The following is a 15204-nucleotide window of genomic DNA, read 5'->3' as shown; positions in this document are numbered from 1 at the left end:
GCGACACATCCTGGCGACTCACGCGGAGCCCGACCCGGGGATACTGGGCGCATGAGTGTCTTCCTTCTCGGCGGCGGGCGCGACGTCACGCGCTGCGGTGATGTACTGCGTCCCTTCGTCGCTGAGGCGCGGGAGCGCGCCGGCGATCGCCCGACCGTGATCGCGGTGTTGCTCGTGCTCGAGCCCGACGACGAGGCCTCGGTCGCTCGCTTCGCGGCGGTGCTCGAGGCTGCGGGGGCGACGGCCGAGGAGCTGCGGGTCGCGACCATTGTCGAAGGCGAGGTCTTCGACACCGCGGTGCTCGACGCCGACGCCCTCTTCGTCGGCGGCGGCCTCACCCCGGCGTACCAGGCGGCGGTGGGCCCGATCCGGGATGCCGTGACCGACCGTGTCCGCCAAGGGATGCCGTATGCCGGGTTCTCGGCGGGCGCGGCCATCGCGGCCGGACCCGCGCTCGTCGGCGGATTTCGCGCGAGCGGGGTCGAGGTCGTGTCGGAGGATGCGGGCGAGGAGCTCGACGAGGTCGAGGTGCGCCCGGGCCTCGGGCTCCTGGACTTCGCCGTCGACGTGCACGCCGCGCAGTGGGGCACCCTCTCGCGTCTCATCGCCGCGGTCGAGGCGGGGCTCGTCTCCGACGGCGTGGCGATCGATGAGCACACCGCTCTGGTCATCTCGGCGCAGGCCGCCCCGGCCGTCCACGGCAGCGGGCAGGTGTGGCGGGTCGAGTCCGCGGCATCCGGAGCCCACGTTCAGGTGCTCCGCGCCTGACGCTCCGCCCGTTGTGGCCGCGTGAGTCGCCAGAATATGTCGCTTGCGCGGGCACCGAAGCGACGAATTCTGGCGACTCGCGCGAAGGGGAACGGCCCCCACCCGAGGGTGAGGGCCGTTCCGGAGGGCCGTGCGTCAGGCGGTGCGGCGGCGACGCAGTGCGAAGGCGAGACCGCCCGCGACCACGAGCATCCCGCCCGCGAGGGCGATGCCCCAGGGGCCCTGAGCGCCGGTCGCGGCGAGGGTGCCCTTGTGGACGACCTCGATCGCGACCGCGGGGAGCACCGTGCCGTCGGCGCGCGTGACGACGACCGTGTGCTGGCCCGGCGCGAGCGCCGCGGGGACGGTGACCCGGAAGGTCACCGCGCCCGACGTGTCGGCGGCGGGGATGCCGGTGACCACCGTGGGCGTGCTGTTCAGCGTGGCCGAGACCTGCTCGCCCGCGCGCAGACCCGTGACCGTGACCGTGAACGACCCGCCCTGCTCCACCCGCGAGACGCTCGCGGTGACGGTGACCGCGGCCGGAGCGGCGGTCGGCTCCGTCGTCGGTGCGGTGCTCGGCTGACCGGTCGCCCCGGACGTCGGGGTCGCGGTGGGCGTCGGGCCCGTGGTCGGCGCGACGGTGGGCGTAGGCGTGACGGTGGGCGTGGGCGTGACGGTGGGCGTGGGCGTGGGCGTGACCGTCGGGGTCGGGGTCGGGCTCGGCGTGCCGGTCCCCTCGTCGACCGGCTTCGAGCCGGTCAGGTACGCCCGGCCGAGCGGCGACGGCGCGACGCTCTTCTTCGCGGTGAAGAAGTCGACCGTGGCCTGCAGGTCGATCTGACCCGAGTCGGCCTTGCCCGTGCCCTGCGCGAAGGCGGTGAAGTTGTCGCCGCCGGCCGCGAGGAACGAGTTGGTGACGACGCGGTACGACGCCGCGGGGTCGATCGCCTTCCCGTTCAGCTGGATGGTCTTGATCCGCGAGCCCGCGGCCGCGGACGGGTCGTACTCGAAGGTGAAGCCCTTGGAGACGCCGAGCGCGAGGACCGGGCGCGAGGCGCCCGACGGCTGCCACTGCTGCTCGAGCACCTGCTTGAGCTGTGCGCCGGTGAGCGACAGCGTCACCAGCGTGTTGCCGAAGGGCTGCACGTTCGCCGCCTCGCGGTACGAGACCGAGCCGTTGTCCGAGCCGTACAGCAGGTCGGCGCGCAGACCGCCGGGGTTCATGAACGCGATCTGCGCGTCCTGCCCGTTGAACGAGGGGTTCTCGCTCGTGGCCCACAGGTACACGTCCGCGACGGTGTTGCCGAGCGTCGAGTACTGGCCGCGGTCCTCGTTGCCCGAACCGTTCTTCGCGCGGGTGATGTCGGCCGTGATCTTGCCGACCTCGACCTGGCCCTTGGTGTCGGCGGTGGCCTTGGCATCCGCCACGATCTTCGCTGTTGCCGCCTGGGGGTACGCGATGTACTGCGTGACGGCGGGCTCGAGCAGTGCGCGCACGCCCGGGGTGATCGAGACGAGCTTGCCGGCGGCATCCAGGTCGATGTCGAGCGTGCCCAGGTTCGTGCCGTACTGGCCGGTCTGGATCACCGAGCGTCCGCCGATGCTGCACGCGTACTTCTGGTGCGTGTGCGCCGAGACGATCGCGTCCACGTCGCTCGACGCTCCGCGCACGAGGTCGCCGAAGTCGCCCGACTCGGTGGCGATCTTGGTGCAGTCGGTGCCCTCCGAGCCCTCGTGGGCGAGCAGGATCACGATGTCGGCGCCCGCGGCGCGCGCGTTCTTCGCCTCGCGATTGGCGGCCTCGACCTGATCGCCGAACTCGATCGTGCTGATCTTCGACGGGTCGACCATGCCTGCCGTCTGACGCGTCACGGTGCCGACGAACGCGACCTTCGTGGCGCCGACCTGCTTGATCGTGTACGGCTTCAGGGCGGGGGTCTTCGTGCCCTTCTGATAGACGTTCGCGCCCAGGGCGAAGTCGCTCGACGCGCCGGTGTTGCCGCCGTAGGCGGGGATCACGCGGTCGGTCAGGTCGGCGAAGCCGCGGTCGAACTCGTGGTTGCCCACCGCGCTGACGTCGAGGGTCGCGGCCTTCAAGGCCTTGATGGTGGGGGTGTCCTGGTCGATGAACGACTCGAACGCGCTCGCGCCGATGTTGTCGCCGGCCGAGACGAACAGGGTGTTCGGGTTCTGCTGGCGGTATTTCTCGACGGCGCCGGCGAGCACTCCGGCTCCCGCGACACCACCGGTCTCCTGTAGCAGACGGCCGTGGAAGTCGTTGATCGTGAGGATCTGCAGGTCGGGCGTCTTCGGCTGCGTCGGGCGGACCTCGAACACCGTCGTGGTGCCCGAGACCTCGTTGCCCGTGACCAGCAGCGGAACGCCGGTGGGCGAGCGCAACGCCGAGACGAACGCGATGCCCTCGGGGCCGAGGTCGCCGGCCGCGGCGGTCTTGACGTCGGCGGAGGCGTCGCGGTTGTTGACGTAGGTGACGTAGGTCGCCTTGGTCGGGTCGGTGATGTCGTAGACCATCACACCGCCCGCGCGCTCGAGGCCGATGAAGGCGTAGGTGCGTCCGTCGACGACGCCGATCGTGACGTTCTCGGGCTCGGGTCCCTTGTCGTCGCTGCGGTCGTCGACGGTGTTGTTGTCGTTCGAGACGTTGAACAGCTGCGGGGCGACCTCTTTGAGCTTCTGCTCGAACTGGTCGCCCGAGTCGAACACGAGCTTGCCCGTCGTGTCCCAGATCGAGAACGAGCGGCCGCCGTAGGCGTACAGCTCGCTGTAGCAGCCGTCGGCGGTCTTGCCGAGGTCGGTGACGACCTTCAGGCGCCCGAGGTCGGTGTCGGCGGAGCGCCCGGCCAGCGGCGAGGTCGCGCAGACCGCACCCAGACCGTTCTTGCCGAGGTCCTTCACACGGGCTTCGTCGATGAACGAACCCCACTCGCGCCCGTCGCCCTCGTTCGCGGTGACGAGGTAGGTCGCGGCCTTGCCGTTCGTGCTCGCCGAGTAGGACGCGATGCCGTCGGGCATGTAGAGCCCCTTGAGGCCCGCGACCGTGCGGATGTTCGCGCCGTCCTTGTCGCTCGGGTCGAGGCCGACGGTGCCCCAGTCCTTGTACCCCAGGGGCAGGATGCCGGTGACCTCGGCCTTGGTGAGGTCGACCGTCGCGACGGCATTGGCCTCCTGCAGCGTGACGTAGGCCACGGTGCCGTCGGTGGTGATGTACTCGGGCTCGAGGTTGCGCGACACACGGTTGGTCGACAGGGTCGCCGGGTCCTGGCCGGGGGCGGCGACGTCGGGGCCGAAGACGCGCACCTTCGGGTCGAGCGTCTTGCTGCCGCCCGGCTCGAATGCGCGGAAGCCGGCGGTCTTGACGGCGCTCTGGGCGGGGGCGGCGAGAGCGGACGAGAGGGCGATGACGCTGACCGCGCCCTCGGGGTCGACCGAGAAGTCCGCTGCCGGCTCGCCCTCGTTGGCGACGACGGCGTAGGAGCCGTCCTTCGAGAACGTGACCATGTCGGGGAGGGCCCCGACGGTGACCTCGCCGAGCTTCGCGCTCGCGGCATCCGTCTTGTTCGCGTCGAAGAACACGAGGTGACCGGGGTCGGTCTTCGTGGTGGCCTCGAAGGCGATGACACCGAGGCCGTCGTCGCGCACGGCGACCGAGTTGGCGACGCCGTTCGAGGAGAGGTCGAAGAGCTTCACGGGCTTCTTCGGGTCGCGGTTGTCGAGCACCGTCACGGTGCCGGCCTGCGCGTTGACGACGAACAGGCGGTCGCGGTAGGCCTGGACGATCTCGGCGGCGGACTGCTTGTACACCCCCGTGTCGTAGGAGCCGACCGGGGTGACGGACAGAGCTGCACCGGCGGAGCTGTTCGAGACGGGCTGCGGGACGATCGCGGCGGAGGCCGCGGTGGCGCTCGACAGGGCGAGCGCGCACACCGCCGCGGTCGTCGCGGTGAACGCGGCGGCGCGGCGGAGGAAGGTCGAAGGCATGGCTGTGTCCTCGGGTTCGGGTGGGGATGCGATCGGCGCCAACGGCGCGATCCTGTGGATTCTGCCTGGGTTTCGTGTCGGTCCGGTGAACGGGCGGAGAACGCGAGCGCGGGGCGTCCCGTCGGTGATCAGGACCCCTATCAATTACTAGGACGTCCAGCTATCGTGGAGCACGCGACGCCGCCGTCGCTCCACGAAGGAGAGCCGCATGGACACCACCCCTGCTCCCGCGCTCGACGCCCTGTCCGCCGACGAACGCGCCGCCATCCTCGACGCCGTCCGGGACTTCGCCGCGACCGAGCTCGCCCCGCATTCCCTCGAATGGGATGCCGAGAAGCACTTCCCCCGCGACGTCCTGCGTCGCGCGGGGGAGCTGGGTCTCGGCGGCGTCTACGTCAACGACGACGTGGGCGGCGCCGGGTTGTCGCGTTCCGACGCGGTGGCGATCTTCGAGGAGCTCGCCTACGGCGACCCCACGGTGACGGCGTACATCACGATCCACAACATGGTCGCGTGGATGATCGACGCCTACGGCACCACCGCGCAACGCGAGCGTTGGCTGCCGGGTCTGGTCGCGATGGACGAGCTGGGCGCCTACTGTCTCACCGAACCCGGCGCCGGTTCCGATGCCGCAGCCATCACGACCTCGGCGATCCGTCACGGCGACTCCTACGTGCTGACGGGCGTGAAGCAGTTCATCTCGGGCGCGGGCGAGGCCGGCGTCTACGTCGTCATGGCCCGGACGGGCGAGCCAGGAGCACGCGGGATCAGCGCCTTCCTCGTGCCGGCGGACGCCGTGGGGCTGTCGTTCGGGCCGAACGAGAAGAAGATGGGTTGGAACGCCCAGCCGACCCGCGCCGTCGTCCTCGACGAGGTACGCGTTCCGGCCGAGAACCTGCTCGGCGGCGAGGGCCGCGGGTTCTCGATCGCGATGACCGCGCTCAACGGCGGGCGGCTGAACATCGCCACGTGCTCGATCGGCGGTGCGCGCTGGGCGTTGGACCGCGCGGTCGCCTACGTGCACGAGCGCTTCACGTTCGGCGAGGCGCTCGCCGAGAAGCAGTCGGTGGTGTTCGCGGTCGCCGACATGGCCACCGAGCTCGAGGCGGCGCGGCTGCTCGTCCGCGACGGTGCGGCGGCGCTGGATGCCGGGGCGCCCGACACCGCGACCCGCTGCGCCATGGCGAAGCGCTTCGCCACCGACGTCGGCTTCCGCGTCGCCAACGAGGCGCTTCAGCTGCACGGCGGATACGGCTACCTGCAGGACTACGGCATCGAGAAGGTCGTGCGCGATCTCCGCGTGCACCAGATCCTCGAGGGCACGAACGAGATCATGCGCCTGATCGTCGGCCGGAGCGTGCTGGCGGCGTGAGGGCCTCGCCTCCGGTTCGGCGTCCGTCGTTCGGGGCGGTTTTCGCCGCTCGGGGCGGACGTCTCCCGCCCCGAATCGCCGGATCCGTCCCGAACCCGTCCCGGACCGCCGGGAGGCGAACGGATGCCGACGTCTCGCGGCAAGACCCTCGGTCGATGTCGGAGGGGCGTGCGAGCATGCGAGGGCGGGGTCGTCCGCACCGTCACGACAGGAGTGAAATGACTGATCAGGATGCCGGGTACGAGACGATCCGCGTCGAGCAGCGCGGCCGCGTCGGGTGGATCACCCTCGACCGCCCCGAAGCGCTGAACGCGCTGAACACGCGGACGATGACCGAGGTCGTCGCCGCGGCCGAGGCGTTCGACGCCGACGAGGGCGTCGGGGCGATCGTCGTGACCGGCAGCGAGAAGGCCTTCGCGGCCGGCGCCGACATCAAGGAGATGGAGCAGAAGTCGGGCCTCGACATGATGCTCACCGACCACTTCGGCGGCTGGGCGCGCTTCGCCGCCGTGCGGACGCCGGTGATCGCCGCGGTCTCGGGATACGCCTTGGGCGGCGGGTGCGAGCTCGCGCTCATGTGCGACGTGATCCTGGCGTCCGACCGTGCGAGGTTCGGGCAGCCCGAGGTGCAGCTGGGCGTGATCCCGGGCATGGGCGGAACGCAGCGGCTCGTCCGCGCGCTCGGGTACTACAAGGCCGCCGAGCTCGTGCTCACCGGCCGCATGATCGACGCCGCCGAGGCCGAGCGCGCCGGGCTGGTCTCGCGCGTGGTCCCCGCGGCCGACCTTCTCGACGAGGCCGAGGCGATCGCCCGCACCATCGCCGAGAAGCCCCTGCCGGCCCTGTACGCGGCGAAGGCCGCCCTCGACGTCGCCCTCGAGTCCACGCTCGCCGAGGGCGTGCGCTTCGAGCGTCAGGCGTTCGCGGCCCTCTTCGACACAGCCGACCAGAAGGAGGGGATGGCGGCCTTCCGCGAGAAGCGGTCGCCGTCGTTCACGCACCGATGAGCGCTCAGAGCGGATCGGGCACGGGTGCGGGGTCGGCGAAGTCACCCGCGCCCTTGCGGAAGCGCGCGATGATCCGCACCAGCGCCGTCGCGTCGTCGTCGTCGAGGCCCAGGTCGGCGAACACCGCGTTCAGAGCGGCCGTGGCCTCATCGACTCGTCGGCGGCCGTCGTCGGTGAGCGCGAGCAGCGCCGCGCGCCCGTCGGTCGGGTGCGGCTCGCGCGTCACCAACCCGTCGCGGGCGAGGCGCTCGACCGTGTTCGTGACGCTCGTCGGGTGCACCTGGAGGCGCGCGATGGCGCTGGCCATCGGCATCCGTCCCTCGCGCGTGAACGCGAGCAGTCGCAGCATCTCGAATCGCGAGAACGACAGGTCGAACGGCTTCAACGCGCGATCGATGGATGCCATGAGCAACTGGTGCGCGCGGATGACCGAGGTCACGACCGTCATGCCGTCGGCCGCGTCGTCCCACCCGTGCGCGAGCCATTGGCGTTTGGCCTCGGCGATCGGGTCGACCGGCAGTCGTCGCGTCATCGGTCCTCCTCGCGTTTCACGGTACCGCTCGAGCGGCTCCGGTGTTCTCTCGCCGGTCTCCGGGGCCGGCCGTGAGCGGTGGCTGATCCTGTCGGAGCCTCCGGGCCCCGCATTCACACGCTGCCGCGCGGTCGCGGCATCCGTCCCCTCACCGAAGGAGCCTGGTCGATGAAGATCGTGGTGCTGATCAAAGAAGTCCCCGACACCTGGGGCGAGCGACGGCTCGACCTCGAGACCGGACTCGCCGACCGTGCCGCGTCGGCCGCGGTGCTCGACGAGATCGACGAGCGCGCGGTCGAAGTCGCCCTCGCCCACGCCGACGCGCACCCCGGCACCGAGGTCGTGGTGCTCACCATGGCGCCCGCCTCGGCTGCGACGACCGTGCGCAAAGCCCTCGCGATGGGGGCGACCTCCGCGGTGCACGTGGTCGACGACGCCCTGCACGGGGCCGACCTGCTGCTCACCGCCGACGTGCTCGCGGCCGCCGTCCGGCGCACGGGTTTCGACCTGGTCATCGCGGGCAACCTCTCGACCGACGGCGGCGGCGGAGTCGTCCCGGCAATGGTCGCCGAACTGCTCGGCGTGCCGCAGCTCACCGCGCTCTCGAGCATCGAGGTGACCGACGACGCCGTGTCCGGCGACCGCGTGAGCGATGCCGGGACGCTGCGGGTCTCGGCATCCCTGCCCGCGGTCGTCTCCGTCACCGAAGCGCTGCCCGAAGGGCGGTTCACCACGTTCAAGGGCATCATGGCGGCCAAGAAGAAGCCCTACGAGACCCTGGATGCCGCCGAGCTCGGCGTCGAGGCCGAGGATCCCGCCCAGGCGCGATACATCATGCTGTCGGTCGCCGAGCGGCCGCCGCGAGAAGCCGGGACGAAGATCGTCGACGAGGGCGACGCGGGCGAGAAGCTCGCGGCGTTCCTCGTGGCCGAGGGGGTCGCGTGATGAGCGTCGCGCTCGTGCTGCTGGAGGTGCTGCCGTCGGGGGCGCTCGCCGCGTCGTCCGCAGGGCTGCTCACGGCCGCGGCCGGAGTGGGGGAGCCCGTCGCGGTGATCGCCGCCCCCGCAGCGGCGCTCGATCGCGCCGCGGCGGAGGCCGCGGAGCTCGGGGCGGTGCGCGTCCTCACCGCCGAGACCGACCCCGAAATGCTCACCGGGCCGGTCGTCGACGTCCTCGCCGCCGCGGTGGCGGCGGAGGGTCCCGAGCTCGTGCTGGCGTCCCACGCGATCGAAGCGCGCGACGCTCTCGCCCGCCTGGCGGCGCGGTTGCGGCTGCCCCTTGCGGCCGACGTCATCGGCATCGCGCGCGACGACCTCGGCGTGGTGGCGCACCACTCGGCGTTCGGCGGGGCGTTCACCGTCGACGGGGCGCCGACGTTCGGACCTCTCGTCGCCACCCTGCGCCCGGGAGCCGTCGAGGGGCGCCTCGACCCGCGGCCGCTCGTTGCGCGGGGCCTCGAGGTGCCGGCATCCGCGATGCCATGCGCCCGGGTCGAAGCGTTCACCGAGACGGTCGCGCCCTCGACGCGACCCGAGCTGCGCGGGGCGGCCGCGGTGGTCGCCGGGGGCCGCGGCGTGGGCTCCAAGGAGGACTTCGCCCTCGTCGAGCGGCTCGCCGACGCGCTGGGGGCGGCCGTCGGTGCGTCGCGAGCGGCCGTCGACGCCGGCTACGTTCCCGCGACCGCGCAGGTCGGGCAGACCGGGGTGTCGGTGTCGCCGAAGCTCTACGTCGCGCTGGGGATCTCGGGCGCCATCCAGCACCGCGCCGGCATGCAGACCGCCCGCACGATCGTCGCGATCGACAAGAACCCCGACGCACCGATCTTCGACATCGCCGACTTCGGTATCGTCGGAGACCTGTTCACCGTCGTCCCGCAACTCATCAGCGCGCTCGAGGCCCACAAGAAATAGATGGCGTCCACACCCCGCACCCCGCGTCGCGGGCTGCCGCGCGTCCCCGGTGGGGAGCCGTGGCCGCCCGCGGGCTCCGACCTGCCTTCGGCGGGCGATGCCGGCGGCTCCGCCGTACAGGAGCCGTTCGTTCCGGCAGAGGATGCGGGGGAGAGCAGCGGATTCGGAGCGGCAGCGCCCGAGCGTCCGCATCCGGTGCACGGGTCCGCATCCGTTGAGGCTATGGATGGTGCGGTCCCGGCGGAGGTGGACGCCGGAGCGAGTGTCGTGCGCCGGGGGCTTCCGCGCGAGCCGGGCGGGGAGCCCGGGCCGCCGGCATCCGGCGGTTCTGGTGCGTCGGTGGTGGATGCGGGGGAGAGCAGCGGATCCGGAGAGGAAGCGCCTGGGCGTCCGCATCCGGTGCAGGGGTCCGCATCCGTCGAGGCTGTGGAGGCCGAGGTGGGTGGTGTCGTCCCGGCGGAGGTGGACGCCGTAGCGAGTGATGTGCGTCGGGGGTTGCCGCGCGAGCCGGGCGGGGAGCCCTGGCCACCGGCATCCACCGTTCCACCAGCTGCTGCGCGGCCCGGAACCGCATCGGAATCGGAGGACCGCAGCGGGATCGGGGGGTCTGAGCCCGTGCGTCCGCGTTCGGCGAGCCCGTCCGATTCCCGTGCGCCCGCAACGACACCGGCGCCCGCGGCGGTGAGCGGATCCGGTCCCCGTGCGGATGCCGAGACCCTGAGAGGAGCCGGCGCTGCGCCCGCCGCGACCCACGCCCCGCCCGCGGAGGATGCATCCGAGACGGCGCCCGCGCGTCCGCCCCTGACCGTTCCGCGCACCGTCTGGCCCGGCGCCGCGGCCCGCCGCCGGGCGACCCCGCCCGCCGGCACGGCCCGACCCCCCGCGGCCCGACCCGCCGGCGTGGCGCAGTCCGCCGCCGGAAGATCAGGGCCCGCCGCCCTCGGCGACTACTCGCCCGTCCAGCTGCTCGGCTCGGCCGCCGTGCTCGGGGTCTTCGCGCTCGCCCTCGTCGGCATCGCGGTGCTGCTCGCACGCTTCGTGCTCGCACTCGGGCCGGGGCAGGAGTTCCTCGCTGCCTTCCCGGGCGAGTACCACCTGCCCGCGTCCGCGCCCGTCGGCATCCCGGTCTGGCTGAACTGGTCGCACTTCCTCAACAGCTTCTTCCTCCTGCTGATCATCCGCACCGGCTGGCAGGTGCGCCGCGAGAAGCGGCCCGCGGCGTTCTGGTCGCCGCGGAACAACAAGAGGCGTCGCATCAGCCTCGCCCTGTGGTTCCATCAGGCGCTCGACATCCTGTGGATCGCGAACGGCGTCGTGTTCGTCGTGCTGCTGTTCGTCACGGGGCAGTGGATGCGGATCGTCCCGACCTCGTGGGAGGTTTTCCCCAACGCCCTGTCGGCCGCGCTGCAGTACGCCTCGCTCGACTGGCCCACCGAGAACGGCTGGGTCAACTACAACAGCCTGCAGCAGCTGTCGTACTTCGCGATCACCTTCGTCGCCGCACCGTTGGCGATCCTCAGCGGCGTCCGTCTCTCGGGGGTCTGGCCGAAGGATGCCGAGAAGCTGAACCGGCTGTATCCGATCGAGTGGGCGCGCAAGGTCCACTTCCCCACGATGCTCTTCTTCGTGGCGTTCATCGTCGTGCACGTCGCGCTCGTGCTCGCCACGGGAGCGCTGCGCAACCTCAACCACATGTACGCCGCTCGCGGCTCGGAAGACCCCGGGGCGTACACCAGCGACCCGACGGGCTTGCTGGTCTTCGCGGCATCCCTTCTGGTGATGGCCGCCGCGTGGGTGGCCGCGCGTCCCGCGGTGCTCGTGCCGATCGCGCGCCTGTTCGGCGAGGTCAAGCAGCGCTGAGGCCGTCGCCGGGCCGGGATGCCGTCGAGATCACGTGTCCTCGACGGGGGCACGTGCTGCTGCGTGTCGTCTCGACCGGGTCACGTGATCTCGGCGCCGCACCGTTCGGCCCGGCCGCGCGCCGCACCGTCCGGCCTCCCGCGCCCGAACGCCGTCGAGATCACGTGATCTCGACGAGAGCACCCGCTGTGGCGTGTCGTCTCGACCGGGTCGCGTGACCTCGGCCACACGGCCCCGCCCAGCCGCACCCGACCCGGCGCGCACCGCCCCGCCGCCGCCGCGTGTCAGACGCGACCGCGTGCGCGCAGGCCCGCGGCGATCAGGTCGAGGCCGAAGGCGAAGTCGTCGGCGTTCGGCGCGGCGTCGGAGGGCGCCCCGGCGGAGTCCTCGCGCGCCCCCGCGCTGTCGTACTGCAGGCGCTGCTGCTCGTGCCAGACGAAGCCCAGCACGTAGTGCAGCACCGTGGTCGCCGCGCGCCGCGCGGTGTCGGCCGGGAAGCCGTCGGCGGCGACCGCGTCGGCGAGTCGGTCGTGAGCGAGGCTCGAGCCGAGGCCGAGGGCGAGCGTGCTCGAGACCACTTCGGCGCCGTCGCGGTAGGCGAGGAGGGCGTCTCGCAGCGCGCCGGCGCGGGCGCGGAGGTCGTCCGCTGCCCCGGATGCCATGTGGCCGGCGCCGGCGCGAGAGCGCAGGTCGTCCGCCGTCCCGGATGCCATGCGGCTCACGATGCGGTCCGACAGCTCCGCGAGCAGCGTCTGCTTGTTCGGGAAATGCCAGTACAGGGCGCTGGGCTGCACGTCGAGAGCGGTCGCGAGGCGCCGCATGGTGAGGTCGGGCAGGCCGTGGTCGTCGAGGATGCGCAGGGCGGTGCGCGCGACGTCGTCGGCCGTATGTCCTCGCGATGCCATGGTCCTGAGTATAGTGAACGCCGTTCAGGTGAACAGTGTTCAGGAAGGAACCCCATGTCGCGATCCCTCGACGCCACCGATCTCGCCCGCGTCGCCGTCTTCGCCGCCCTCATCGCGGTGCTCGGGCTGCCCGGGAGCTTCCCGCTCGTCGGTGGCGTCCCGATCACGGCGCAGACGCTGGGCGTCATGCTCGCCGGCGCGGTACTCGGCCCGTGGCTGGGGGCCCTCTCGGTGAGCGTCCTGCTCGCGCTGGTCGCGGCGGGCCTGCCGCTGCTGGCCGGCGGGCGCGGCGGCTTCGGCGTCTTCCTCGGGCCGACCGCGGGTTACGCGCTCGGCTGGATCCTCGGCGCGTTCATCGTCGGCCTCGTCGTCCACGCTGGAGGACGTCGCCCGGTCGTGTGGCGCACGGCGCTGGGAATGGTCGCCGGCGGCATCGTCGCGATCTACGCCCTCGGCATCCCGGTCCAGAGCCTCGTGACGCGCCTGCCGCTGGGTGAGACGGCGCTGACGAGTCTCGTCTTCGTCCCGGGCGACCTCCTCAAGGCGGCCCTGGCGACGGTGATCGTCACGGCGCTCGTGCGCGCGTACCCGCGCGGTTTCCGTCGCTCCTGGCGCGCCGGGTCCGCGCGCGCCGACGTGCCCGTCGGCGCGGGGGTGTGACGGTCGGCGTCCGCGGCCGCGCTTCGTGGGCGGGGCGATGAGGCTCCGCTGCGCCGGCCTCGGCGTGCGGCTCGACGACCGGCCGGTGCTGCGCGCGGTCGACCTCGACCTCGACGCCCGCACGGTGGCCGTGGTGGGCGACAACGGCTCGGGCAAATCGACGTTCGCGCGCGTGGTCGCCGGGCTCGTGCGCCGCACCGAGGGTGCCCTCGAGGTGGGCGGTCACGACCCCGATGCGGATGCCGCGACGCACCGCCGCCGAGTGGCCCTCGTGCTCAGCAACCCCGACGCGCAGATCGTGATGCCCACGGTGTCCGAGGACGTCGCGCTCTCGCTCCGCCCCGAGCGCCTCCCGCGGACGGAGCGCGATCGCCGTGTCGCCGACACCCTCTCCCGGTTCGGTCTCGACGGACTCGGCGACCGGGCCGCCCACGACCTCTCGGATGGGCAGAAGCAGCTGCTCGCGCTGTGCGGCGCCTTCGTCCGCCGCCCCGAGCTGGTCGTCGCCGACGAACCCACGGCGTTCCTCGACGGACGCAACGCCCGCGTCGTGTCCGACCATCTCCTCGCCGACACCGGACACGCGCTCGTGGTCGTCACCCACGACCTCGCGCTGGCCCGCCGGTGCGAACGGGCGGTGCTGTTCGAGGAGGGCCGGGTCGTGGCATCCGGGGCCTCCGCGGCGGTCGTTGAGGCCTACGAGCGAGCGCTGGCGTGCTGAGCCTGTACCGCCCCGGTGAGGGGTGGATGCACCGGATGCCGGCGGGCCCGAAGATGGGGCTCCTGTCGCTCGTCGCGCTGCTGCTGGCCGCCCTGCCGTCGGCGTGGGCGGCGCTGCCCGCTGCCGTCGGCGCACCGGTGGTGCTGTATCTCTGCGCCGGCATGGGGCCGGTGCGGGGGCTGCGCGAGTTGGGGCGTCAGGTGTGGGCGCTGCGGTGGGTGATCCTGGTCACCGCCGGGGGTCAGCTGATTTTCCTCGGGCCGGAGGCGGCGACCGCCAACACGGCGCGGGTGGCGGCGGCGCTGGTCGTCGTGGGCCTGCTGCCGCTGACCACCCGTGTGTCCACCATGCTCGACGCGATGGAGCGCGGGATGACGCCGTTCGCTCGCGTCGGCGTCGACCCGGGGCGTGCGGCTCTCCTGCTGACGGTGACCCTTACGACGATCCCCGTGCTCGCGCGCCTGGCCGCCGAGGTGCGCGACGCGCAGCGGGCCCGGGGTCTGCGTCCCTCGCTCGGGCGTGCGGCGCTGCCGTTCCTCGTGGTGGCTCTGCGCCATGCCGACGATCTCGGCGACGCCCTGGCCGCGCGCGGCATCCGGTGATACCCGCGAGGTCACACGATCCGCACGAGATCACACGTTTCGGGGCCACCGGACGGGGTGATCTCGGACCGATCGTGTGATCTCGACGCCGGCCGACGGCACCGGCGCCGCGCGTCAGCGCCCCGCCGCGCGACCCGCAGCGAACCCCGCCGCGTACGCCTCGTCGGCGCCCTGGCGGAACATGTCGCGCGCGGGGTCGCGCACGATCGAACGGGCGCCGGGCAGGTCGAGGTCCCCCACGAGGTCTCCGCGGCCGCGCACGATGGCCACGGGTCGTCGCCCGGCCTTGCCCTTGACGAGGTCGGTGGCGGCGGCGATCTCGTCGGCCACGCACGGCAGAGTCACCACGAGGGGGCGGCCCTCGGCATCGGTGGTCCCGCGCAGGTCTTCAAAGACGTGCACGCCCGCGGCACCGATCGCGTGATCGGTCTGGCCCTCGCGCCACGCGCGGCCGAGCGTGTCGGTGATGATGACGCCCACGCGAGCGATAGCGCGCAGGCCCTCGGCCAGGCGTCGCGCCGAGGCGTCGGGATCGACCGGCAGCAGCAGCACGGTCCCCTCGGGGGTGTTGCTGGCGTCGACCCCGGCGGCGGCCGAGACGATCCCCAGCGGGTTCTCGACGATGCGCGTGACGTGCCCGGTGGGGGAGGTGCGGGATGCCACGAGCCGCACGGTCTCCCGGGTGATGGCGTCCTCGCGGTCGTCGGCGCGGATGATGCGCCCCTCGGCCTTCGACACGACCTTGCTGGTCACCACGACGATGTCGCCGTCGCGCAGGGCCGCGTCCGATCCCGGCGCCGCGTCGACGGCATCCCGGATCACCCGGACGAGGTCGTCGCCCGGGGTGATCTCGGGAATGCCGTCGAGGGCCCAGATCTGCAGCACG

Annotated in this window: 13 protein-coding genes; 9 read left to right on the top strand and 4 right to left on the bottom strand. The window is 72.5% G+C overall.

Going from position 1 to position 15204, the window contains the following annotated elements; genetic code table 11:
- Positions 1 to 51 precede the first annotated feature (51 nt).
- A complete protein-coding gene (locus tag Q9R20_RS03950; protein ID WP_311248090.1) occupies positions 52 to 768 on the top strand; it encodes a Type 1 glutamine amidotransferase-like domain-containing protein in 717 nt (238 codons plus the stop codon).
- A 135-nt stretch (positions 769 to 903) separates the two neighbouring features.
- On the opposite strand, the gene Q9R20_RS03945 is transcribed toward Q9R20_RS03950, so the two are convergent.
- The gene (locus Q9R20_RS03945; protein WP_311248089.1) at positions 904 to 4749 is read right to left on the bottom strand and encodes a choice-of-anchor I family protein; all 3846 of its coding nucleotides are present in this window, start codon (positions 4747 to 4749) and stop codon (positions 904 to 906) included.
- Positions 4750 to 4957: 208 nt separating this feature from the next.
- On the opposite strand from Q9R20_RS03945, the gene Q9R20_RS03940 reads away from it, so the two are divergent.
- Positions 4958 to 6121 carry an acyl-CoA dehydrogenase family protein gene (locus Q9R20_RS03940; RefSeq protein WP_311248088.1) on the top strand — a complete coding sequence of 388 codons (1164 nt, stop codon included), beginning with the start codon at positions 4958 to 4960 and terminating at the stop codon, positions 6119 to 6121.
- A gap of 218 nt (positions 6122 to 6339) precedes the next feature.
- Entirely contained in the window at positions 6340 to 7128 is a 789-nt protein-coding gene (locus tag Q9R20_RS03935) for an enoyl-CoA hydratase-related protein (RefSeq protein WP_311248087.1), read from the top strand.
- 4 nt (positions 7129 to 7132) lie between these two features.
- Here Q9R20_RS03935 and Q9R20_RS03930 read toward each other — a convergent pair whose 3' ends face one another.
- Positions 7133 to 7660, bottom strand: a complete 528-nt coding sequence (locus Q9R20_RS03930; protein WP_311248086.1) for a MarR family transcriptional regulator — start codon at positions 7658 to 7660, stop codon at positions 7133 to 7135.
- A 168-nt stretch (positions 7661 to 7828) separates the two neighbouring features.
- Here Q9R20_RS03930 and Q9R20_RS03925 point away from each other — a divergent pair, with 168 nt between their 5' ends.
- The 3 genes from Q9R20_RS03925 to Q9R20_RS03915 all read left to right on the top strand — a co-directional run bounded on the left by Q9R20_RS03925 (position 7829) and on the right by Q9R20_RS03915 (position 11430).
- Positions 7829 to 8605, top strand: coding sequence for an electron transfer flavoprotein subunit beta/FixA family protein (locus tag Q9R20_RS03925; protein WP_311248085.1), 777 nt, complete (start codon positions 7829 to 7831; stop codon positions 8603 to 8605).
- The gene (locus Q9R20_RS03920; protein ID WP_311248084.1) at positions 8605 to 9570 is read left to right on the top strand and encodes an electron transfer flavoprotein subunit alpha/FixB family protein; all 966 of its coding nucleotides are present in this window, start codon (positions 8605 to 8607) and stop codon (positions 9568 to 9570) included. The genes Q9R20_RS03925 and Q9R20_RS03920 overlap by 1 nt, the downstream gene beginning before the upstream one ends.
- Before the next feature lie 900 nt (positions 9571 to 10470).
- The gene (locus Q9R20_RS03915; RefSeq protein ID WP_311248083.1) at positions 10471 to 11430 is read left to right on the top strand and encodes a cytochrome b/b6 domain-containing protein; all 960 of its coding nucleotides are present in this window, start codon (positions 10471 to 10473) and stop codon (positions 11428 to 11430) included.
- A 284-nt stretch (positions 11431 to 11714) separates the two neighbouring features.
- Here the strand turns inward: Q9R20_RS03915 and Q9R20_RS03910 are convergent, their stop codons facing one another.
- Positions 11715 to 12335 carry a TetR/AcrR family transcriptional regulator C-terminal domain-containing protein gene (locus Q9R20_RS03910; protein ID WP_311248082.1) on the bottom strand — a complete coding sequence of 207 codons (621 nt, stop codon included), beginning with the start codon at positions 12333 to 12335 and terminating at the stop codon, positions 11715 to 11717.
- 54 nt (positions 12336 to 12389) lie between these two features.
- Here Q9R20_RS03910 and Q9R20_RS03905 point away from each other — a divergent pair, with 54 nt between their 5' ends.
- The 3 genes from Q9R20_RS03905 to Q9R20_RS03895 are packed head-to-tail and all read left to right on the top strand — an operon-like array spanning position 12390 to position 14318.
- Positions 12390 to 12995 carry a biotin transporter BioY gene (locus tag Q9R20_RS03905; RefSeq protein ID WP_311248081.1) on the top strand — a complete coding sequence of 202 codons (606 nt, stop codon included), beginning with the start codon at positions 12390 to 12392 and terminating at the stop codon, positions 12993 to 12995.
- A gap of 37 nt (positions 12996 to 13032) precedes the next feature.
- A complete protein-coding gene (locus Q9R20_RS03900; protein ID WP_311248080.1) occupies positions 13033 to 13716 on the top strand; it encodes an ABC transporter ATP-binding protein in 684 nt (227 codons plus the stop codon).
- Entirely contained in the window at positions 13710 to 14318 is a 609-nt protein-coding gene (locus Q9R20_RS03895) for a CbiQ family ECF transporter T component (RefSeq protein WP_311248079.1), read from the top strand. Before Q9R20_RS03900 ends, Q9R20_RS03895 begins: the two co-directional genes overlap by 7 nt.
- Before the next feature lie 114 nt (positions 14319 to 14432).
- On the opposite strand, the gene cofE is transcribed toward Q9R20_RS03895, so the two are convergent.
- Positions 14433 to 15203: a coenzyme F420-0:L-glutamate ligase gene (cofE, locus tag Q9R20_RS03890; protein ID WP_311248078.1), complete on the bottom strand. Its 771-nt coding sequence runs from the start codon at positions 15201 to 15203 to the stop codon at positions 14433 to 14435.
- Position 15204: the final 1 nt, after the last annotated feature.

It is taken from the genome of Microbacterium sp. PRF11 (genome assembly GCF_031844085.1).
GTDB lineage: Bacteria > Actinomycetota > Actinomycetes > Actinomycetales > Microbacteriaceae > Microbacterium.
This window is presented reverse-complemented; position numbering and strand designations above follow the sequence as displayed.